This window comes from Maribacter aestuarii, assembly GCF_027474845.2.
Taxonomy (GTDB): domain Bacteria; phylum Bacteroidota; class Bacteroidia; order Flavobacteriales; family Flavobacteriaceae; genus Maribacter; species Maribacter aestuarii.
This window is the reverse complement of sequence record NZ_CP107031.2, coordinates 1151713-1173400: the sequence shown is the minus strand read 5'-3', so window position 1 is coordinate 1173400 and position 21688 is coordinate 1151713. Positions and strand designations below refer to the sequence as shown.

The 21688-nt window shown below is 40.1% G+C and carries 16 protein-coding genes and 3 pseudogenes; 7 read left to right on the top strand and 12 right to left on the bottom strand.

Annotated features, from left to right (window positions below; all coding sequences use genetic code 11):
* Positions 1 to 47: 47 nt before the first annotated feature.
* The 3 genes and pseudogenes from lpxB to surE all read right to left on the bottom strand — a co-directional run bounded on the left by lpxB (position 48) and on the right by surE (position 2232).
* Positions 48 to 1172 (bottom strand): lipid-A-disaccharide synthase, encoded by a 1125-nt coding sequence (lpxB, locus tag N8A89_RS05385; protein ID WP_289645034.1) that lies wholly within the window; start codon positions 1170 to 1172, stop codon positions 48 to 50.
* 1 nt (position 1173) lies between these two features.
* The gene (locus N8A89_RS05380; protein WP_281541335.1) at positions 1174 to 1458 is read right to left on the bottom strand and encodes a hypothetical protein; all 285 of its coding nucleotides are present in this window, start codon (positions 1456 to 1458) and stop codon (positions 1174 to 1176) included.
* Positions 1448 to 2232: pseudogene (gene surE / locus N8A89_RS05375) on the bottom strand (5'/3'-nucleotidase SurE). The gene N8A89_RS05380 and the pseudogene surE overlap by 11 nt, the downstream one beginning before the upstream one ends.
* 190 nt (positions 2233 to 2422) lie before the next feature.
* Between surE and N8A89_RS05370 the strand changes: the two are divergent.
* On the top strand, positions 2423 to 4561 hold the full coding sequence (locus N8A89_RS05370; RefSeq protein ID WP_281541333.1) for a carboxy terminal-processing peptidase: 2139 nt from the start codon (positions 2423 to 2425) through the stop codon (positions 4559 to 4561).
* Positions 4562 to 4612: 51 nt separating this feature from the next.
* Here the strand turns inward: N8A89_RS05370 and msrA are convergent, their stop codons facing one another.
* Entirely contained in the window at positions 4613 to 5155 is a 543-nt protein-coding gene (gene msrA / locus N8A89_RS05365) for a peptide-methionine (S)-S-oxide reductase MsrA (RefSeq protein ID WP_281541332.1), read from the bottom strand.
* Entirely contained in the window at positions 5148 to 5609 is a 462-nt protein-coding gene (gene msrB, locus N8A89_RS05360; RefSeq protein ID WP_281541331.1) for a peptide-methionine (R)-S-oxide reductase MsrB, read from the bottom strand. Before msrB ends, msrA begins: the two co-directional genes overlap by 8 nt.
* Before the next feature lie 89 nt (positions 5610 to 5698).
* Here msrB and N8A89_RS05355 point away from each other — a divergent pair, with 89 nt between their 5' ends.
* Positions 5699 to 6511 carry a DNA/RNA non-specific endonuclease gene (locus N8A89_RS05355; protein WP_289645033.1) on the top strand — a complete coding sequence of 271 codons (813 nt, stop codon included), beginning with the start codon at positions 5699 to 5701 and terminating at the stop codon, positions 6509 to 6511.
* Here N8A89_RS05355 and rodA read toward each other — a convergent pair.
* The 7 genes and pseudogenes from rodA to N8A89_RS05320 form a co-directional block, all read right to left on the bottom strand.
* Positions 6508 to 7792, bottom strand: a pseudogene (rodA, locus tag N8A89_RS05350) (rod shape-determining protein RodA). The gene N8A89_RS05355 and the pseudogene rodA sit on opposite strands and share 4 nt — an antisense overlap.
* Positions 7782 to 9649 (bottom strand): annotated as a pseudogene (gene mrdA / locus N8A89_RS05345) (penicillin-binding protein 2). Before mrdA ends, rodA begins: the two co-directional pseudogenes overlap by 11 nt.
* Positions 9646 to 10113: a rod shape-determining protein MreD gene (gene mreD, locus N8A89_RS05340; RefSeq protein WP_281541330.1), complete on the bottom strand. Its 468-nt coding sequence runs from the start codon at positions 10111 to 10113 to the stop codon at positions 9646 to 9648. Before mreD ends, mrdA begins: the two are co-directional and overlap by 4 nt.
* A gap of 38 nt (positions 10114 to 10151) precedes the next feature.
* Positions 10152 to 10964 (bottom strand): rod shape-determining protein MreC, encoded by an 813-nt coding sequence (gene mreC, locus N8A89_RS05335; protein WP_281541329.1) that lies wholly within the window; start codon positions 10962 to 10964, stop codon positions 10152 to 10154.
* 73 nt (positions 10965 to 11037) lie between these two features.
* On the bottom strand, positions 11038 to 12066 hold the full coding sequence (locus N8A89_RS05330; protein ID WP_289645032.1) for a rod shape-determining protein: 1029 nt from the start codon (positions 12064 to 12066) through the stop codon (positions 11038 to 11040).
* Positions 12067 to 12122: 56 nt separating this feature from the next.
* On the bottom strand, positions 12123 to 13655 hold the full coding sequence (purH, locus tag N8A89_RS05325) for a bifunctional phosphoribosylaminoimidazolecarboxamide formyltransferase/IMP cyclohydrolase (protein WP_281541328.1): 1533 nt from the start codon (positions 13653 to 13655) through the stop codon (positions 12123 to 12125).
* A gap of 92 nt (positions 13656 to 13747) precedes the next feature.
* The gene (locus N8A89_RS05320; RefSeq protein WP_281541327.1) at positions 13748 to 14197 is read right to left on the bottom strand and encodes a GAF domain-containing protein; all 450 of its coding nucleotides are present in this window, start codon (positions 14195 to 14197) and stop codon (positions 13748 to 13750) included.
* A gap of 186 nt (positions 14198 to 14383) precedes the next feature.
* Here N8A89_RS05320 and N8A89_RS05315 point away from each other — a divergent pair, with 186 nt between their 5' ends.
* The 5 genes from N8A89_RS05315 (at position 14384) to N8A89_RS05295 (ending at position 21688) form a co-directional block, all read left to right on the top strand.
* A complete protein-coding gene (locus N8A89_RS05315) occupies positions 14384 to 14791 on the top strand; it encodes an HYC_CC_PP family protein (RefSeq protein WP_281541326.1) in 408 nt (135 codons plus the stop codon).
* A 105-nt stretch (positions 14792 to 14896) separates the two neighbouring features.
* The gene (locus N8A89_RS05310; RefSeq protein ID WP_289645031.1) at positions 14897 to 18703 is read left to right on the top strand and encodes an efflux RND transporter permease subunit; all 3807 of its coding nucleotides are present in this window, start codon (positions 14897 to 14899) and stop codon (positions 18701 to 18703) included.
* Positions 18700 to 19920, top strand: a complete 1221-nt coding sequence (locus tag N8A89_RS05305; RefSeq protein ID WP_281541325.1) for a TolC family protein — start codon at positions 18700 to 18702, stop codon at positions 19918 to 19920. Before N8A89_RS05310 ends, N8A89_RS05305 begins: the two co-directional genes overlap by 4 nt.
* Positions 19921 to 19938: 18 nt before the next feature.
* Positions 19939 to 20454: a DUF3347 domain-containing protein gene (locus N8A89_RS05300; RefSeq protein ID WP_281541324.1), complete on the top strand. Its 516-nt coding sequence runs from the start codon at positions 19939 to 19941 to the stop codon at positions 20452 to 20454.
* A gap of 7 nt (positions 20455 to 20461) precedes the next feature.
* Positions 20462 to 21688 carry a permease gene (locus N8A89_RS05295; protein WP_281541323.1) on the top strand — a complete coding sequence of 409 codons (1227 nt, stop codon included), beginning with the start codon at positions 20462 to 20464 and terminating at the stop codon, positions 21686 to 21688.

Below are 21688 nucleotides of genomic sequence, written 5' to 3'. Positions count from 1 at the left end.
TTTAGATATACGCTAAATCCTGATAGAATTGAAAATTACAAACAGAACTAATTTCCGCCTTGAGCCTTTTGAAAAATTAATTTAGCAGCCTTCTCACTCGCACCCGAACCTCCTAATTTATCGGTAAGTTCTTCGTAAGACTTTAGTATTAAGTTTCTTTGTTTGCTTGATAGAACAAGTTGAAGCTCTTTGGTCAACTTTTCTTTTGTTAAATCATCCTGTATAAGCTCTTTAACTACTTCCTTTTTCAATATCAAGTTGACCAATGAAATAAACTCTAAAGTAATTATGCGTTTCGCAATTTGATAGGAGATCCAGTTAGCCTTATAGCATACGACCTGCGGTACTTTATACAAAGCGGTTTCAAGAGTGGCAGTCCCGCTAGTGACCAAAGCGCCCGTTGCAATCGATAACAAATCATAGGTTTTGCTTTGCACGTACTTTACATTTTTTCCTTTAAGAAAAGGCTCGTAAAAGTCATTGTCCAAGCTCGGGGCTCCGGCAATAACAAACTCGTAGTCCTCAAAATCCGGGGTGATGGATATCATAATCGACAACATTTTTTGGATTTCTTGTTTCCTACTACCGGGCAGTAATGCAATAATGGGTTTACCCGAATCTAATTGGTTTGCATTCCTGAAATCTCTCTCATCCAAAGGCGGCCTGTTGGAAATTGCATCTAGTAATGGGTGACCCACAAAATGAACGGGATACCCGTGTTTTTTTTCGTAAAATTCCTTTTCAAAAGGAAGTATTACGTACATGGCGTCAATATCCCTTTTAATTTTTTCAATGCGACTTTCCCTAGAGGCCCAAATTTGAGGTGAGATATAGTAATTTGTTGTAAATCCCTTTTCCTTGGCCCATTTGGCGATGCGCAGATTGAATCCGGAATAATCAATAAATACGATTACGTCAGGCTTGAAATTTGAAATATCTTCTTTACAGTAACCGATGTTTTTAAAAATCGCATTCAGGTTCAAGACAACTTCAATAAAACCCATGAAGGCCATTTCCTTATAATGCTTTGCCAAATCTCCACCGGCTTCTTTCATTAAATCGCCGCCCCAACACCTGATCTCTGCTTTTTGGTCTACACGCAACAAAGCTTTGATTAGGTTGGAGCCATGAAGGTCTCCAGAAGCTTCTCCTGCTATAATGTAGTATTTCATTCTAAAAAACCTTGTAGTAGAGAATTATCAGAGCGGTAACAATGGTAGATATTAAAACCCCTTTGGCTCTCTGATCTCTTTTTATTTTCAAAAAGCCAAAGAATGCAACGAGGTTTAAAATGGCACCTAAAGCCAAGAGACTGCCAACATGACCTTGCTTTACAGCCGCTTGATAAGTTTCCGATATACTCAAATCGGAAAAAAGTAAAATGTAAAGCAAAGTACCCAGAGTATTTGCTATAATACCTACCAAAATTCCTATAAGAATTTCCTTTTTAGTGTTCATTTAAATTCCATGTATTTATTTCTTGAATTGCGTGGTGGGCAGTAAGGTCAAATTGTGTAGGGACCAAGGAAATATAACCGTTGGACAACGCCCATTCATCCGTATCCTCTCCTTTGTCCAATAGTTCAAATTCACCTGTAAGCCAGTAATAATCCTTACCCATTGGGTTCGTACGCTTATCAAATTTTTCTCTTTCCAGTTGGCTTTTGCCTGTCTACATATTTTAATTCCCTTAATATACTTTTCCGTCAATTTAGGAATGTTTACGTTTAGCACGACCCCTTTAGGCATTTTATTAGCCAGTGCTTCTGAGACTATTTGTTGGATAAAATTGCCGGCTTGCGAAAAATCCGCGTTCCAACTGTAATCACATAATGAAAAACCAATGGCAGGAACACCTTCTATGCCGGCTTCGATTGCCGCGCTCATTGTTCCGGAATAGATTACATTGATTGAGGAATTGGAACCATGGTTTATGCCACTTACACATATATCCGGTTTCCTTTTCAATAGCTCTTGTAAAGCTAATTTAACACAGTCTGCCGGTGTTCCACTACAACTATATTCCTCTATGCCAGCCTCGTCCAAATCAATTTTCATCTTTTTGGAATAGAGTGTACTGTCCAGTGTAATGGCATGGCCCATTCCAGACTGCGGGCTATCCGGCGCAACCACTACTACATCGCCAATTTTCTTCATGTAGGATATTAATGCGCGGAGACCTGGGGCGGTTATTCCGTCGTCATTGGTAACCAATATCAAAGGTTTTCCCATCGTATATACTTATTGCCGTAAAAATACGTTTTTAAATAGCATCCTGAAATTGGTGCGTTTAACAAAAATTTAAATCTACATGCCTTTATTGGCATGGTTTTTTCTGTATCTTAGAGAATTGTGATGTAGTTAAACGTCAACATAATATGCAAATTCCCGGATTTTGAAGAAGAATAAAAAAGAAAATTTTATGAGAAGAAATTTAGCCTATTTCTTAATTGTAATGCTCGTGGCGGTTGCCTCATGTAGTTTTACGAATAAATCTTTTGAGAACGACGACAAGGATAAATTACTCCTTGATTTGATTACATACGTTTTGGAAAAAGGACACTATGAACCAAAGGACATCGATGATGACTTTTCTGTTAGTGTTTTCGAGGATTTCATTGATGTAATCGACCCTACCAAGAGATATTTCATCGCATCTGATATTGCTGAATTTGAACAGTATAAGTTTCAGATAGATGATCAAATAAAAAATACTGATATAACATTTTTCAATGCGGTTTACGAGCGTCTAATACAGCGCATGGAGGATGCCAAGGATATCTATAAAGATGTTTTAAACGAACCTTTCGACTATAACCAGGACGAAAGCATCAGTATAGAATATGACAAAGAGTTGTTCGCAGCTGATAAATCCGATCTAAAGGAGCGTTGGAGAAAGCAGTTGAAATACGCCACATTAGGAACCTATGATTCAAAAATTAGTCATATGGAGAAAGATGCCGATGCCGTTGGAGACGATCATGACCATAGTGCCCATTCACTCGAAGAGGCGGAGATGGAATCAAGAAAATCTACAGAGGCCACCTTAGATGAGTTTTTTGATTTTGTTGATGATTTGGAACGAAAGGATTGGTTCGTACAGTATATCAATACGATTGTGGACGAGTTTGACCCTCACACTTTTTACTTTGCACCGGACGATAAGGAGAAATTTGATATGAACATGTCGGGTAAATTTGAAGGTATTGGTGCACGTCTTCAGAAAAAGCCTGAAGGAGCCAAAATTGTCGAAATCATTTCCGGTGGACCGGTATGGAGAGATCAAAGTTTGGAAGTAGGTGATGAGATAATTAAGGTAGGACAAAATGGAGAGGAGCCCATTAATATTGTTGGGATGCGTTTGGACGACGCCATAAAATTGATAAAGGGAGCACAGGGCACTGTTGTAGATTTGACCGTGCGCAAAGTGGATGGTTCCTTACAAGAGGTTTCTTTAACAAGGGACGTTGTAGAATTAGAGGAATCCTACGCAAAATCGGCCAATATCATTAAGGGGGACCAAAAATTTGGAATTATCAACCTACCTAAGTTTTATGTTGATTTTGAGGACTACAGTGAACGAAATGCCGCTTCTGACGTGGCCAAGGAGGTAGAAAGATTAAAACAAGAAGGTGCAGAAGGTCTGATTCTGGATTTAAGGGACAACGGAGGGGGATCGCTCAAAACCGTTGTGGAAATGGCCGGATTGTTCATAAAAGATGGACCGATTGTACAAGTACGTTCCAGTGGAAAGGGTAAAGATGTATATGATGATAAGGATGAAAGAATTCAATGGGATGGGCCATTGGTAGTCCTGGTGAACGAACTTTCCGCATCGGCATCCGAGATTTTAGCAGCTGCTATGCAGGATTATAAAAGGGCTATAGTTATTGGAAGTAAACAGACCTTTGGAAAGGGAACGGTACAGAATGTGATACCATTGGATAACATAGTACGTAGTAACGAACATGGTGATTTGGGAGCTATTAAGTTGACCACACAGAAGTTCTACCGAATCAATGGAGGTTCCACACAATTGGAAGGCGTTAAGAGTGATGTTGTAGTTCCGGATAAGTACAGTTATATAGACCTTGGGGAGCGTGATCAGTCCAATCCGTTAAAGTGGGATAAAATTACCCCAGCAGATTATAAAATTTGGGATGGGTATATCGATTACGAACAAACGATTGCCAATAGTAAGAGAAGAATGGAAGCCAATCCTCAGATTAAACTTATAGAGGAGAACGCCAAGTGGTTGAAGGGAGAGCAGGACGAAACCGAGATTTCCTTGAACTATACAACATATAAAGAGGAAAAAGAAAAAGATAAAGAACAGTCCGACTATTTTAAAACACTCTCGGATTATGATTCTAAATTAACCTTTAAGTCTCTAAGATATGAAGAGGAGCTTTTTACAAAAGACTCCGTGCTAAGGGAAAAGAGAAACCGTTGGCACACAAATTTAGCTAAGGACGTATATGTCGAGGAAGCGGTTAATGTACTTCAAGATTTGAAATTGAACAATATTAAGAATGGTAAATTAGCTAGCGTTAAGGATTAAAATTTAGTCAGAAAGAATAAAAAAACCGCTCTATGAGCGGTTTTTTTGTGCCTATTTTTTAAGCTTTTCAGCATGTAATTTCCTCAATTTGGACAGTTTAGGATTTATTACAGCCTGGCAATAGCCCTGAGACTGATTGTTCTTGTAGTAATCTTGATGATAGTCTTCGGCGTCATAGAAGATACCTAAAGGACTCAGTTCTGTTACAATAGGGTTATCATAATATTCGCCCATTTCCTTCAATACGGATTCAGCAGTTTTGCGCTGATTTTCGTCGTGATAATAAATTACCGATCGGTACTGAGTTCCAACATCCGCTCCCTGCCTATTTAAGGTGGTAGGATCATGCGTGGTCATGAATATCCTCAGAATATCCGCAAAGGAGATTACTGAAGAATCAAACGTGATTTGAATTACTTCTGCATGACCTGTAAGACCGGAACAAATTTCACGATAAGTTGGTCTGCCGGGCGCTGTTCCTCCGGTATATCCGGAAACGACCGAAGAAACTCCCTTTACTTCTTGAAATACGGCTTCAGTGCACCAAAAGCATCCTCCTCCCATGGTGGCAAGTGTCCTATTTGAATTATCCATGCTGTTCCTCCTTTGTTATTTTCATTGATGCCGAGTTAATGCAATAGCGTAACCCACTGGGTTCTGGACCATCTGGAAACACATGTCCCAAATGCGCATCGCACGTATTACACATTACCTCAACCCTTACCATTCCAAATGAACTGTCCTTACTATATTTAATAGCGTTTTCTTTGATTGGTTGTGTAAAACTTGGCCATCCCGTTCCAGATTCAAATTTTATAGTAGAATCAAATAATGGCGTGCCACAACAAATGCATTCATATTTTCCAGCATCATGCACACTACAAAGTGCTCCGGTGTGCGGTGCTTCCGTACCTTTTTTCCTTGTAATCCTAAATTCTTCCGGAGTTAATAATTCTTTCCATTCACTTTCAGTTTTTTCTACCCTTTTGTCCGGTTCCGGATTTCCGCTGACCGAAAAATGAATGACGTCCTTCCATGTTAATACCATAATTTTCCTTACTTATTTTTGGGGTTAAATACCGTTTTATGAGTCGAGATAAGCCTATATTTCTTACAAAATTAAGCTAAATTTGGTCAATGGGAATACGTGCAAAAAATCGAAAAATCTATACTGTTTTAATTTTGGTTTGTGTGGTAGGATTCTGGTTGTTCGAAAATTTCTACACCCCAAGTACCTATTCAACAACCGAGGCCCAGGTCATTTCAAATGGCTTTCCCCAAGAACTCTATCCGAGTTCCTCAACTGGAGAAATAGTACATCATTCATATTTCTCGTTATCTTATAAGGAACCTTTTGAACAAGCAGAATGGGTGGCTTACGAGTTAAAAGAAGAGCACTTGACCTATGATGATAGAAAAAGGCCCTATTTTATTGAAGATCCTTGGGTGAAAAGCAAATCTGCGGATTGGCGTAACTACAAAGGCTCCGGTTACGACAGGGGACATCTTTGCCCGGCCGGGGATAGAAGATTCTCTGAGATGGCGTACAATGAAACATTTTATACCAGTAACATTAGTCCACAGGATAGGGAATTTAACGCGGGTATCTGGAACCGACTGGAAATGAAGGTCCGTTCTTGGGCAAAAAATTATAATCATCTGTATGTGATAACGGGAGGAATTCTGGAGGATGGGCTGGAGGAGATAGGCCAAGAAGACGTAGATGTCCCTAAATATTTCTATAAAGTAATCGCAAAAAAAAGGACTAACGAATGGGATGTTTTGGGATTCATCATTCCTAACAAGGAACAGAGCAGACCTTTACAGAATTTTACGGTTCCCATTGACCAAATAGAAAAGCGTACCGGTATCGATTTTTTTGAAAAAATGGATGAGAGGGAACAGGCGGAGATTGAAGGTGAAGTATATTCCCGAAACTGGGAATTCTAAAAACTTTCTTTGAGTCGGTTTGTGTCCAACTTCAGAAAGACAAAGAGTAAAACGGTAAAGAACAATAACCCCGAGCCCCCATAGCTAAAGAAGGGTAGCGGAATTCCGATGGTAGGCAGTACTCCAATCACCATACCGATGTTAATGAAGTAGTGGACGAGCAAAATAGATATTACCCCATAACCATACATTCTGGCAAAGTCATTTTTCTGTCTTTCTGCAAGAGAGATTAATCTTAGGAATAACAAGGAAAATAAAATGATAACAGTCGCGGTCCCCACAAATCCCCATTCTTCTCCGACGGTCGTAAAGATGTAATCGGTATCCTGTTCAGGTACAAAATCACCCTTGGTGCGAGTACCTTCAAGAAATCCCTTCCCGAAGAATCCCCCGGACTCGATCGCTTTTTCCGATTGATATGTATTATATCCAATGGTTTTTCTTATCTGTTCTAGTTTAACAGGGTCTTTTTCCAAGCGTAACCATAAGCTGAAACGGTCCCTATGGCGTTGTTCAAAAACATTGTTGAATACAAAATTCACGGATAGCGAAAATAAGATGACTACGACGCACGTGGTAATCAAAGGTAAAATGGGAACTTTTAACTTTTTTCTTTTTAAACCGAACAATAGCACAATCAAAAGTGCAAGGCCTATCGCAATCCAGATGGTCCCGAACATAAGTGTTAAGACGAAAATCATAATAAACGCAAAACCGATTCCCAAATAATATAACGGTAATCCTTCCCGGAAGATGACGAAAATCAAGGAGAAGAAAACCAATGCACTTCCTGGATCGGGTTGTGGAATTATGAGTAGGGCCGGTATCAATATAATGGCCAGGGCATAGAGTTGGTCTTTTTCTTCTTTTGATATCGGTTTGTATATCACTCAAATATTTGGCCAGAGCCAATGCAGTTGTCGCTTTCGCCAGTTCCGATGGTTGAAAATTGAAAAACCCTAGATCATACCAAGATGTGGCCCCGGAGATGGTCTTGCCAAATATGAAAAGTCCCAATAAGGAAACTATTGAAAGCAGGTAGAAAAGACTGGAGAAACGTTCATAAAAGTTCACTTCCAGACCCATTATAACAATAATGGCGAGAAAACTTACTCCAATAAAAAAAAGCTGTTTCCCGTGTCGGGTGCCTAAATCAAAAAGGGAATCCTGTGTCTCTATAAAGGTCGCGGAATAGATATTGGACCAGCCGATCAATACTAGGGATGCATAAAGAAAAACGCTAAACCAATCAATGCGTTTGAGAATACTCCTACCAGACATATTCGTTTATCTTGAACTCTTCCCCACTATATGGTTTTGCATACTCATGTTCCAAGGTCTTCTCCAACATCCTTTTCTCTAAATCTGTTCTGGTAATTTCTCCTTTTAAATATTTCTCTATCATCAATGAGGCAATATGTCCAGCATATCTTGACCCATAATAGCCGTTCTCTATGTAAACGGCAATCGCTATTTTAGGATTGTCCACCGGAGCAAAGGCAACAAATACAGAATGATCAGTGAGTTGTGTGCGAACACCATCTATTTTGGTGAAATTTTCTGCGGTCCCTGTTTTACCTGCGATTTCTATCCCAGGTACTTGTACCCATCTGGCAGTTCCTTTTTTGTAAACATCGGCCATTCCTTGAACAACGGGCTCAAAATACTCGGGGTCGATGGTGGTGTGCTTAGCTTCTGTAAACTTTGGATTCGTAATATCTTTTCCCTCTACCTTTTTCAGAATATGGGGGTAAAATAATGACCTCTATTGGCTATCGCGGCGGTCATATTGGCTAATTGGACAGGGGTAGCGAGTATCTCACCCTGGCCTATGGCATTTGATATGATATACGAGGAACTCCACCTATTGTCACCATACCATTTATCATAATACTCTTTACTAGGAATTCTTCCTTTTTGACCAAACGGTAGGTCATAACCTAAATAGTCCCCTAAGCCAAAACTGCGCATGTGTTTTTCCCAAACATCCATACCTTCATCAGTTGTGTCGAACTTCTCATAAATTTTACGGAAGGTTCCAGCAAAATAGGCATTGCAGGATTGATAAATACCACTGTTCATGTTACGTAAACCTCCACCGCAATGGCATCCTCGTTTTTTCTTACCAACGTAAAACCCGTTGTAACAGCGTATGGTAGTGGCTTCATCCAGAACACCCTCTTGTAGCGCAATAAGTGCATTCAATGTTTTAAATGGCGAACCTGGTGGTTGTTGCGCATGTATGGAACGATCCCATGTGGGATTGGCAATGGTATCATTATAGAGTTCCGTGTAATTTTTAGAGCGTTTGCGACCTACCAATAAAGAAGGGTCATAGGTGGGACCGGAAATCATAGACAGGATTTCTCCGGTTGCAGGTTCAAGTGCCACTATTCCGCCTCGTTTACCACGCATTAGCCGCTCCCCGTATTCCTGTAAGGTTTTGTCCAGTGTAACACTTATTTGTTTTCCTTGTTCTGGAAGTGTATCCAATGCCCCGTCTTTGTATGGGCCTATATCACGGTTAAACCGATCTTTTTGAATATACTGGACACCTTTTCTGCCCCTTAGTAAATCTTCGTAATAACGTTCTATACCTGTTCTGCCTTTTAACTCGCCTTGTACGTAATATTTATTCTTTGCTAAATCGCTTTCGTTTACTTCACTTATATAGCCTAGTACATTGGCGGCACTTTGGGTGTCATAATATCTTAACGAGCGCTTTTGGATATAAAAACCTTGGTACTTCCGCATTTTTTCTTGAAGCTTGGCGTAGTCCTCTTTGGAAAGTTGTGGTACCAATACTGAGGGTAATCTTGGCGAGTAAACTTTGGCCTTATGTAATTTTTCTATGAACTGATTCTTCTCGATACCCAAAAGGTTACAGAATTCCAGCGTGTCCAGCGGTTTTACTTCCCTAGGTATGACCATAACGTCATACGCCGGGTCGTTTCCTACAAGAAGTTTTCCATTTCGGTCATAGATATACCCTCTTTCCGGATAATCGTAAATGGCCTTTATAGCTGGGTCCTCCATGACCTGATCGGGAGAAAAACTAAAAATTTGAAGATAGGAAAGCCTGCTCAGAAATGTTATTCCGATGATGATGATGATGGATGATAAAAGAATTTTTCTCATTCTTTCTTTGTACTAAACAAGGAGCCGAATAATAGGCATAACACCAAAGATGCGGCCCCTATCGCCAAGGTCTTCTGTAATATCATTAAGATATTGGCAAAGCTAAAAATTTCCATAGTAAAGTATACCATGTGATGTATCATAATTAATAACGCCAAAAAAGTAAATTGTTGTGCCTTGGTCGTATTGTTTAGTTTAAAACTTTGAAATTCATAATTCACTCCAAAAACAAAACGCATGATAGTTGGCCTTAAATAGGCAATGGTGATTGTGGCCGCTGCATTTATCGCTAGGGTATCGGAAAAAATATCAATAAGAAAACCTAGAAGAAAACTTATACCAATAAATATAGTCCTGTTCTCTTTAATGGGATACCAATAAATAAATAGTATATACACCATGGGATTGATGAAGCCGAAGAAATTCAAACGGTTAAATACGAGTACTTGTACCAAGACTAGCATAACAAACCTGAACAAATTGATGAAAAAAGTGCTATTGATCATTGAATTTCCGCTTCTAGTTCAAGGATTTCTGGCCTGTTCAAATTCTTGATGATATAGATGTTCTTAATATTGGTCATGTCATTGAACAAGGCAACATCAATATAATAGAAGCTTTTAGAGCTATCCAAATCAAACTTTTTTATGGTACCTATAGGAATGTTCTCGGGGAAGATACTACTCATAGCCCCGGTAACGATGGTATCACCTATAGTCAAAGGAACTAGTCTTGGAATATCTATCAACTGCACTACATTATAGTTCTTGGTGTCCCAAACCAAAGAGCCAAAATGATTGGAATTCTTGATTTTTGCGTTGATATTGGATTTTTCATTAAGGATGCTCTGTACCGTTGCAAAATTTGCGGAGGTGTTCTCTACGATACCTAAAATTCCTTTCCCCGTAATGACACCCATATCTTGTTTTATGCTGTCATTGTTTCCCTTGTCTATGGTAATGTAATTACGTTGATCCGAATAACTGTTCTTTATAACCTTCCCCTGTGTTACCGTGTAGTTTTGTAAAGTTGAGTCGCCCAAGGAATAGCCCATCTTTTCTTCCCGATTGTACAGTTGAAAGCGCAATTGTTGATTTTCTCGGACCAGCTTTTTGTTTTCTTCCCTTAATTTGAAGTAGGAGGTGATATTTGTTGCGGTCTCATAAATGCTTCCGGAAATATAATTGGAAGAATTAAAGAATTTAGACTGATGGTAAGAATGCGATTGTACCGTAAAGATTATGGAAACGAGAAGCAAGAAAGCGTACAACAAGAAGATTTTGTACCTGATCAGAAAATTTATTATCTGCTGCATTCACTTCTGAATTTTCAAAAATCAATTTTACCGCCTAGTAAATATGGTAAAGGGGTATACGAATTTAAAGATTCTACTTGATCAGTATACTCTTATAGCGATCTAAGTTCTTGAGAGCAATTCCGGTTCCCCTTACTACAGCCCTTAATGGGTCTTCTGCAATGTATACGGGTAAATCTGTTTTTTGCGATAGTCTCCTATCCAATCCCCTAAGCATAGATCCGCCACCGGCCAAATAAATACCGGTATTGTAAATATCAGCGGCAAGTTCCGGTGGAGTCTGTGATAAAGTTTCCATAACCGCGTCCTCCACACGAAGGATGGATTTGTCAAGCGCCTTGGCAATTTCACGATAGGATATTTGAACTTGTTTGGGTTTTCCGGTCAACAGGTCGCGTCCTTGAACCGATTTTTCATCGGGTGGCGATTGCAAATCTTCCGTGGCGGAACCAATCTCTATTTTGATGGCCTCTGCCGTACTTTCCCCTACATATAGGTTATGTTGGGTGCGCATATAATAGATGATGTCATTGGTGAAAACGTCCCCTGCAATTTTTACCGATTTATCACAAACAATACCTCCCAAGGCGATAACAGCAATCTCCGTAGTACCACCGCCTATATCTACAATCATATTTCCCTTAGGCTGCATGATATCCAAACCGATACCTATTGCTGCGGCCATTGGCTCATGAATTAGATAAACTTCTTTACCGTTAACTCGTTCCGCAGATTCCTTTACAGCACGCATCTCAACCTCTGTTATTCCGGAGGGTATGCAAATGACCATACGTAAAGCGGGTGGAAACCATTTTTTCTTAAGTGCGGGAATGTTCTTAATGAACATGTTGATCATCTTTTCAGATGCATCAAAATCTGCAATTACACCATCCTTTAAAGGCCTAATGGTTTTTATATTTTCATGGGTCTTTCCCTGCATCATGTTGGCCTCTTTACCAACTGCAATAATTTTACCGGAAATTCTGTCCCTTGCAACTATAGAGGGACTGTCAACAACAACCTTGTCATTATGAATTATTAAGGTGTTAGCCGTTCCTAAATCTATCGCTATCTCCTCGGTCAAGAAATCAAAAAATCCCATATAAATTTGTTTGGTTATGGATTAGGGGGTGTAAATCATCGACAAAAGTAGTAAAATTAATGCTTAAAATGACGTGTGCCCGTCATCACCATGGAAATTCCATTTGCATCGCAATAATCTATACTCAATTGGTCTTTTATGGAACCTCCAGGTTGAATGACACTGGTAATTCCTGCTTTGTCAGCAATCTCTACACAATCCGGAAAAGGGAAGAATGCATCACTGGCCATAACCGCTCCGTTTAAATCAAAATTGAAGCTCTTTGCCTTATGAATAGCTTGGTTCAGAGCATCCACCCTAGAGGTTTGTCCCGTGCCACTAGCACACAACTGCTTGTTCTTGGCAAGAACAATGGTATTGGATTTTGTGTGCTTGCATAGTTTAGAGGCGAACAGTAAATCTTCAATTTCACGATCGGACGGCTTTGCTTTTGTGGCCTGGTCCAAATCTGTGGCAGTATCTGTTTTATGGTCCTTTTCCTGTAACAAGGTTCCATTTAAACATGTTCTGGCCAGCATGGTTGGCATTTCCACTTCGTTCTGGATCAATATAATCCTATTTTTCTTTCCTTTTAAAATTTTAAGCGCATCGTCCGCATAGCTGGGTGCGATGACAACTTCGCAGAAAAGCTTATGAATCTCTTCCGCAGTATCCTTATCAATTTCCTTATTGCTTATCAAAACTCCTCCAAAAGCGGAAACTGGGTCCCCGGCCAATGCATCAACATAGGCTTGATGCAGGTTTTCACGTTGTGCCAATCCGCAGGCATTATTGTGCTTTAGGATAGCGAACGTTGGGGCATCGTTTTTGAATTCGTCCATCAAGTTTACAGCCGCATCTACGTCCAGTAAATTATTGTAGGACAGTTCCTTTCCATGTAACTTGGAGAACATGGCATCAAAATCCCCAAAGAAGAATCCTTTCTGATGTGGATTTTCGCCATAACGCAGCACCTTACCTTTGGTTTCACTAATTTTTAAAGCGGCCAAGTCATGGTCCTTATTAAAATAGTTGAAAATGGCGGTGTCGTAATGAGAAGATACATTAAAGGATTTTGCGGCAAAACGTTTGCGCTCCTCAATGGTAGTACTTCCCTTTCCGTTGGATATCACTTCTAGAAAATCCTTATAATCTTCCATGGATGAAACGCAAAGCACATCCTTGTAATTTTTGGCAGCAGCACGAATCAACGAAATCCCACCTATATCTATTTTCTCAATAATATCTTGTTCCGATGCGCCGCTTGCTACTGTTTTTTCAAAGGGATATAAATCAACGATGACGATATCCAATTGGGGAATTTCAAATTCTTCCAGTTGGGCTACGTCACCTTCGTGATCCTGACGATTCAAAATACCGCCAAAGACCTTCGGATGCAATGTTTTTACACGTCCACCCAGGATAGACGGATAACTGGTAACCTCTTCTACGGGAACAACGGCTATCCCCAATTCTTTTATATATTTTTCAGTACCACCAGTAGAATAAATGGTAATTCCCAATTCTTGAAATTTCTTAACAATTGGTTCCAACCCATCTTTATGGAATACGGAAATAAGGGCTGAGGAAGCTTTTTTTAAACTGCTCATTGTAGGATGCTTAAATGTTTTTAATAAGCAAACAAAAGTAATTTTTTTGCAGCTAGTAAATGTCTTAGGTTATCAACAAAAAGCGTAAAGTTTTAAAGAATTTTAGCCACCTCTGCATTTACGAATTCTAAGAAGCGCTCATCGGCTTCCGTGAACGGGTCTGCAGTATTGGAATCAATATCTATTTGACCCACATTTTCCCCGTTTACAAACAGCGGCACAACGATTTCTGCTTTTACCGTAAAGCTACAGGCTATATAGTTATCCTGTGCCTTAACGTCTGGCACTACAAAATTTTGATTGCTCTTAGCTACCTGCCCACAAATACCTTTACCAAAAGGGATAATCGTATGGTCCGTTGGTTCGCCTGCATAAGGTCCCAATTTAAGTTCCGGTTTATCACCATTTTTAAAATAGAATCCTACCCAATCGTAATGTCCGATATTTTCTCTCAAAAGATCACAAATTCGTTGTAGCCTTTCAGTTGTATCTGCTTCTGAATTAATTATTGCTAGTACTTTTGGTCGTAATGTATCAAACATGCCTATATTTTTTAACAAAGCTATTCAATTTAAAAATTACGCTCATAATTTTTAATCTTAACAAAAGCTTTTTAGAACGATGTATGGAAGCCTTTGGATTTTATCATTGCTCAATTGGCGATAAACTTATGTTGACCAGTACAATAAAAGTTAAAATTTTGTAGTTTTGCAATAGAGATGAAACAAATGTTGCGTCAAATAGTATCTGTTGCAATGGCCCTTTTGGTGCTATTTTCTACGATGTCTTTCACCGTAGACATGCATTTTTGTGGTGACCATCTGGTAGATTTTGCTTTTTTTGATGATGCCAAAACTTGTGGCATGGATACGGCAAATTCTCTTGAGACCGATACAATGATGGCAATGGAAATGGATTGCTGCACGGATTTGGAGTTTGTTCTTGATGGACAGGAAGATTTAAATATATCTTTGGATAACTTCTCATTTGAGCATCAAAATTTTATCACAGCATTCACTTATACTTATCTAAATCTATTTGAAGACGTAAGTGAAAATAGTATTGCTTTTAGAGATTACTCTCCACCTCCTCTAATACGGGACATAGTAGTTCTGGATCAGACTTTTCTTATTTGATTTAAAAACGTTGAAATGTAGCCCATCGGTAATACCGTTCTGGGCACAATTTCGTATTCATGTTTATCAAAACATAGGGTTCTAATCGTTTAATAATCAAATGACATGCTGAATAAGAGCATAAAATTCCTAATAGAAAACAAACTAGTTGCGGTTTTACTTCTGGCCTTAATGGTAGGTTGGGGCATAGTAAATGCACCCTTTAATTGGGATACAGGTCTATTACCCTCGGACCCTGTGGCCGTTGATGCCATACCCGATATAGGAGAAAACCAGCAAATTGTTTTTACAAAATGGCAAGGACGTTCGCCTCAGGATATCGAAGACCAGATTACCTATCCACTCACGACTTCTTTATTGGGAATTCCTGGTGTAAAGACCATTAGAAGTTCTTCAATGTTCGGATTTTCGAGTATCTATATCATCTTTGAAGAGGATATAGAGTTCTATTGGTCACGTAGTAGAATTCTTGAAAAACTCAATTCATTACCCAGTGGATTATTACCAGAGGGCGTTAATCCCGCTTTGGGTCCCGATGCCACCGGATTAGGTCAGATATTTTGGTACACATTGGAAGGTCGTGATACAGATGGTAATGTTACGGGTGGATGGGACCTTCAGGAGTTGCGAAGCATTCAAGATTATTATGTAAAATATGCACTCTCTTCGGCAAGTGGTGTTTCTGAAGTGGCATCCATTGGTGGTTACGTTCAGGAGTATCAAGTGGACGTAAACCCCGAATTGATGCGGCAATACAATATTGGTCTAACTGATATTGTCAAGGCGGTAAAAGAGAGCAATCAAGATATCGGTGCACAGACTTTGGAAATGAACCAAGCCGAATATCTTGTTCGTGGTCTAGGCTATGTAAAATCCATTGAAGACATCGAAAATGCGGTAGTCGCTTCAGAAAATTTCACCTCTATCCGAATCAAGGATATCGGAAAGGTCCATTTGGGTCCCGCAACAAGGCGCGGCATTCTGGATAAGGAAGGGGCGGAAGTTGTTGGTGGCGTCGTGGTGGCCCGATATGGCGCAAACCCTTTGGAGGTCATCAACAATGTCAAAGACCAAATTGCTGAGCTTTCATCAGGTTTGCCTTCAAAACAATTGGCCGATGGTCGTACATCACAAGTAACGATAGCACCTTTTTATGACCGCACAGAACTCATACAGGAAACACTGGGTACACTCAATGAGGCCCTCACTTTAGAAATTCTCATAACCATTCTCGTCATTATTATTATGGTTTACAACCTGCGGGCATCCATTCTCATTTCAGGTTTGTTACCCGTGGCGGTATTAATGGTGTTTATTACTATGAAATTGTTCAATGTAGACGCAAACATTGTTGCGCTTTCAGGTATTGCCATTGCCATAGGTACAATGGTTGATGTGGGGGTAATTCTCGCTGAAAATATGATACGTCATTTAGAGAATGAAAAGTTACGCTTCCGCACTTCAAAAGACCAGAATGCTGGATTGGGAGAGGAATATACAATTAATGAAATCATCTACAATGCTACCGCCGAAGTCTCAGGTGCCATTCTTACGGCCGTGCTTACAACTATCATAAGTTTCCTGCCGGTCTTTACGATGATAGGTGCGGAGGGAAAACTCTTCCGACCGCTGGCATTTACCAAAACAATGGCGCTTACGGCATCGCTCATTATTGCACTGTTTATAATTCCGCCCGTTGCAGCATTCCTATTTCGAAAAACCAGTTTACGGGAACGTACAACATTTGTGTTGAATGGAATTCTTATACTCTTGGGTATTCTCGCCTTGGTATTTGGTTTTTGGTTGGGTCTTGTTTTGGTTGCTTTTGGATGTAGTGGCTTCTTCTTTTCGCTCAAGGCAAAAAAAGAGTATCCAATAGTGCTTTTTAAGCGTAGGTTCATAATCAACCAGAATACGTTGAACATTATCATTTCTGCTATTGCGATTGTCTTGCTGCTTGCAGAATATTGGCGGCCGTTGGGCTTTGACCGAAGCATTATTATGAACCTAGTTTTTGTTTCCATCATCTGCTTTGGTCTTTTGGGTGTCTTCTCAATTTTTAGGATCTATTACGAACGTATCCTCCGATGGGCACTACAAAACAGAATGCTATTTCTAATCATTCCCGCAACGGTACTTACTTTGGGCATTGTTATCATGAGCAACACGGGAAAGGAATTCATGCCGGCACTCAATGAAGGTTCGTTCTTGTTGATGCCAACATCGTTGCCGCATGCAGGTGCCGAAGAAAATAAGCGGGTATTGCAACAATTGGACATGGCCGTAGCGAGCATTCCAGAAATTGAGACGGTGGTCGGTAAAGCGGGAAGAACGGAAAGTGCCCTGGACCCTGCACCACTCTCCATGTACGAAAATGTAATACAGTATAAATCTGAGTATATGCGCAACGCTGCTGGAGACCGGCAGCGCTATCGGGTAAATGACGACGGACTATTTGTACTGAAGAACAACAAGTATATCATTAACCCGAACAATGAGATTGATAAAAATATAAACTACGATGAAGCTTCGCTGACGACCTCCGCTACCCGCGAGGATCTTATTGAAGATGGAGATGGCGAATACTACCGCAACTGGCGACCCGAAATTAATAGTCCTGATGATATATGGAATGAGATTGTGAGGGTCACAAAGTTGCCTGGTGTGACATCAGCGCCAAAACTGCAACCTATTGAAACGCGATTGGTAATGTTACAGACCGGAATGCGCGCTCCAATGGGCATTAAGGTAAAAGGGCCTGACTTGAAGACCATTGAAAGTTTCGGTTTGCGGTTAGAAGAAATTTTAAAGGAAGCTAAAGGCGTTAAGGAACAAGCTGTTTTTGCGGATCGTATTGTGGGCAAACCCTATTTGCTCATTGATATTAAAAGAGATCAGCTGGCGCGATATGGTATTTCTATTATGGATGTGCAGGAAATCCTGCAGGTTGCCGTAGGCGGCATGCCTTTGACCCAAACAGTCGAAGGTCGTGAGCGCTATGCGGTGCGTGTAAGGTATCCGAGAGAACTTAGGGCAAATCCAGAAGATCTACGCAACATTTACGTACCCGTTGCGAAAGGAAGTCCTGTCCCTTTGGGCGAATTGGTGGACATACGGTACGAACAAGGGCCACAGGTCATAAAGAGTGAAGACACATTTTTAGTAGGCTATGTTCTTTTTGACAAACTCGATGGCTTTGCCGAAGTAGATGTGGTCGAAAATGCACAGCAACTAATTAAAGAACGCATCGAAAATGGTGAGTTGATCGTTCCCCAAGGTGTCAGCTATCGTTTCACTGGAACGTACGAAAACCAATTGAGGGCAGAAAAAACATTATCTGTAATAGTACCGCTGGCCCTGGTCATTATCTTTTTGATTCTCTATTTCCAGTTCCGTTCCGTTGCTACGTCGCTTATGGTGTTTACCGGCATTGCCGTGGCTTTTGCCGGGGGCTTTATTATGATATGGCTTTATGGGCAGGACTGGTTTTTCAATTTTAGTCTTTTCGGAGAGAACATGCGAGATTTGTTCAATATGAGAACCATCAATTTGAGTGTGGCGGTTTGGGTAGGTTTTATAGCCTTATTCGGTATTGCCACGGATGATGGCGTGGTCATGGCCACCTATCTGACACAAACGTTTGACAAAGAAAATCCTACGGATAATAAAGGGATACGCCTAGCAACTTTGCAGGCCGCTGGAAAACGCATTCGGCCCTGCTTAATGACTACGGTAACTACCATTCTTGCCCTATTACCAGTATTGACCTCTACGGGAAAAGGAAGTGATATCATGATTCCGATGGCCATACCCATTTTTGGGGGGATGATAATAGATATTACGTCCTACTTTATTGTTCCCGTATTGTATAGCTGGAAAAAAGAATTTCAACTTAAAAGCTTACGCAAATGAAAAGTATAACTTCAATTTTTGGCCTGTTGTTTATTTCTGTGTTTACGCAAGCTCAGGATTTACAAGGATACCTTCAGGAAGCAGAAGCGAACAATCCTGAAGTTCAGGCTTATAAATTACGGTATGATATCGCCCATGAGAAAGTAAACGAAGTAAACACGTTGCCCAATACAACGGTTAGTGCAGGATACTTTGTAAGTGAGCCAGAAACAAGAACAGGTGCGCAACGTGCCCGATTTTCCGTGTCACAAATGGTGCCGTGGTTCGGTACAATTACCGCTCGTGAGAATTACGCCAGTTCCATGGCCGAAACAGAGTACGCGGAAATTGTTATCGTCAAACGTAAACTAGCACTCTCGGTAGCCCTATCCTATTATGAGCTATATGCAATAGACGCAGAGCAAAAAATCTTGGAAGACAACATCCAATTATTAAAAATTTATGAGCGCTTGGCGCTGACATCGGTGGAAGTAGGTAATGCATCCGCAGTGGATGTACTTCGCCTGCAAATCCGGCAAAACGAACTACAGCAGAAAAAGGAGGTCTTGCAACAGGTATATTTAGCGGAACAGGCAAGCTTTAATAACCTCTTGAACAGAAAGGAAAGCATTGCTGTTGAAACTATTTCGGAGTTGCAGCTTCCTGAAGAAGACCCCTTATATACTGCGGACAGTTTGCTATTGAATCCTGAACTGCTTAAATATGATCGGCTGTATGAATCCGTAGTACAATCGGAACTGCTCAACAAAAAGGAAGGTGCACCGGACATTGGTTTTGGGTTGGATTATGTTCCGGTTGCGGAAAGGACGGACATGAATCCTTTGGACAACGGCAAGGATATACTCATGCCAATGGTATCCCTTTCCATTCCTATTTTTAATAACCGCTACAAATCCATTACCAAACAGAATGAATTACGCAGGCAAGAAATTGAACTACTAAAGAAAGATCGACTCAATGTATTGCAGACCGCCTTGAGCAGAGCGCAATTCCAAAGAAATCAGGCACGCATTCAGTTTAACACCCAAGAAAAGAACCTTAAGCAGGCAAAAGATGCCGAAGAGATCCTGATAAAAAACTATGAGACAGGAACCATTAATTTTAATGACATACTCGATATTCAGGAACTACAATTAAAATTTCAAACAAATTTGGTGGAGTCGGTACAGCTATATTATTCGAAATCGGCCATCATTAATTATCTAATAAATCAATAATCTATAAATACAATAACTATGAAAACAATACAAAAAACAGCATTACTTTTATTGGTTACAGTAGGACTTATCTCTTGCAAGAACGAACCAAAGGATACCAAAAAAGAGTCTATTTCAACGCACGAAAAACAATCGAATTCTGAACTGGCTTTTAATGATGCGCGTACAAGTGAACAATTCCAACATTACATTCATATTAAAACCGCATTGGTAAATTCGAATGTTAATGAAGCACGATCAGGTGCAAAAATGCTTTTGGAAAATACCGATGATGCTAATTTTAGGAGTATGGTTTCTAAGGTAGTGGAAGCCGATGATATTGAAATTCAAAGAACGGTCTTTTCGGATATTACAGAGCAGATGACAACGATTGTTAATGGTACAATCTCTAACGGAGAAATATATCAACAGTTTTGCCCTATGGCATTTAACAATAAGGGCGGTTACTGGTTGTCAACGGATGAAGAAATTTTAAACCCTTACTATGGAGAGAAAATGTTAAAATGTGGTAAGGTTACAGAAACTATAGAATAACGATGAGGTGAATGATTTTTTAAAACAATGGGGAGAGGCTGCCTATACTTCTACCGGATTTTTCTGGATGGCTTTGTGGGCTTTTATCTTAGGTTACATCATCAGTAGTATGATACAGATTTTTGTGACCGAAAAACGGATGCAAAAAGCTATGGGGAAAGATGAATCCAAAAGTGTCCTTTTGGGAACGTTCTTTGGTTTTATAAGCAGTTCCTGTAGTTTTTCGGCTTTGGCCGGAACCAAGTCCCTATTCAAAAAAGGGGCAAGTTTTGTTTCGTCTATCGCTTTTCTGCTGGCCTCTACCAATTTGGTCATAGAACTTGGGATAATTATTTCCATCTTTTTAGGATGGCAGTTCGTGGTGGGAGAATATGCTGGTGGTCTCTTACTAATTGGAATTTGTTGGATCCTCATACGTATTATAAACCCGAAAAAGCTTATTGAGAAAGCTCGGGAAAATCTTGAAGGTGAGGATAAAGATGCAATGGACGATCCTAAAGACTGGAAAAAGCAAATCCAAAAGGAGGATAGCTGGGCCAGGGTAGCCAAGAAGTATAAAATGGAATGGCAGATGGTCTGGAAGGATGTAACTGTAGGCTTCACTATTGCTGGGATTGTAGCCTCCTTTGTCCCGGATTCCTTTTTTCAGACCTTGTTCATCAATAGTGGACAGGGCAATACCGATTTCTCATTTTTTGAGATTCTGGAACATATTGTAGTCGGTCCGGTTGCCGCGTTTTTGACTTTTATCGGCTCAATGGGAAACATTCCTTTAGCAGCGTTACTGTTCGGAAAAGGCGTGAGTTTTGCGGGAGTTATGGCGTTTATTTTTAGCGACTTGGTCGTTTTTCCCGTTTTACGCATCAACGCAAAATACTACGGATGGAAGATGTCATTTTTCATTTTATTCCTGTTGTTTACGGCTTTGATTGGAACATCATTGGCTTTACATTATAGTTTCGACTTGCTTAGTATACTGCCAGAACCATCGCAGGTAGAAATTCAGGATAAAGAACACTTTAAGATTGACTACACCTTCTTTTTAAACATCGCCTTTTTAATGGTTTCAGTTTATCTGATTTATTTAGGCTTCTACAAGAAAAAGGATGTTGACCATTCAATGAGTGAGATGGCACCAAAAAGCCAATTGTTGGAAACCATCTTAAAATATGCGGCGTTCATTTGCTATATATGGCTTGCAGGAGGTTTGATTATAAAATTCGTAATTCAATAA

What these genes read in the sequence shown, in the direction of transcription:
- msrB (WP_281541331.1), bottom strand. Translation starts at nt 5,609, where the DNA reads ATGGTATTAACATGGAAGGACGTCATTCATTTTTCGGTCAGCGGAAAT.
- N8A89_RS05305 (WP_281541325.1), top strand. Translation starts at nt 18,700, where the DNA reads ATGAAAAGTATAACTTCAATTTTTGGCCTGTTGTTTATTTCTGTGTTT.
- N8A89_RS05320 (WP_281541327.1), bottom strand. Translation starts at nt 14,197, where the DNA reads ATGTTTGATACATTACGACCAAAAGTACTAGCAATAATTAATTCAGAA.
- N8A89_RS05370 (WP_281541333.1), top strand. Translation starts at nt 2,423, where the DNA reads ATGAGAAGAAATTTAGCCTATTTCTTAATTGTAATGCTCGTGGCGGTT.
- mreC (WP_281541329.1), bottom strand. Translation starts at nt 10,964, where the DNA reads ATGCAGCAGATAATAAATTTTCTGATCAGGTACAAAATCTTCTTGTTG.
- lpxB (WP_289645034.1), bottom strand. Translation starts at nt 1,172, where the DNA reads ATGAAATACTACATTATAGCAGGAGAAGCTTCTGGAGACCTTCATGGC.
- N8A89_RS05330 (WP_289645032.1), bottom strand. Translation starts at nt 12,066, where the DNA reads ATGGGATTTTTTGATTTCTTGACCGAGGAGATAGCGATAGATTTAGGA.
- N8A89_RS05310 (WP_289645031.1), top strand. Translation starts at nt 14,897, where the DNA reads ATGCTGAATAAGAGCATAAAATTCCTAATAGAAAACAAACTAGTTGCG.
- N8A89_RS05300 (WP_281541324.1), top strand. Translation starts at nt 19,939, where the DNA reads ATGAAAACAATACAAAAAACAGCATTACTTTTATTGGTTACAGTAGGA.
- purH (WP_281541328.1), bottom strand. Translation starts at nt 13,655, where the DNA reads ATGAGCAGTTTAAAAAAAGCTTCCTCAGCCCTTATTTCCGTATTCCAT.
- N8A89_RS05355 (WP_289645033.1), top strand. Translation starts at nt 5,699, where the DNA reads ATGGGAATACGTGCAAAAAATCGAAAAATCTATACTGTTTTAATTTTG.
- msrA (WP_281541332.1), bottom strand. Translation starts at nt 5,155, where the DNA reads ATGGATAATTCAAATAGGACACTTGCCACCATGGGAGGAGGATGCTTT.
- mreD (WP_281541330.1), bottom strand. Translation starts at nt 10,113, where the DNA reads ATGCTAGTCTTGGTACAAGTACTCGTATTTAACCGTTTGAATTTCTTC.
- N8A89_RS05380 (WP_281541335.1), bottom strand. Translation starts at nt 1,458, where the DNA reads ATGAACACTAAAAAGGAAATTCTTATAGGAATTTTGGTAGGTATTATA.
- N8A89_RS05315 (WP_281541326.1), top strand. Translation starts at nt 14,384, where the DNA reads ATGTTGCGTCAAATAGTATCTGTTGCAATGGCCCTTTTGGTGCTATTT.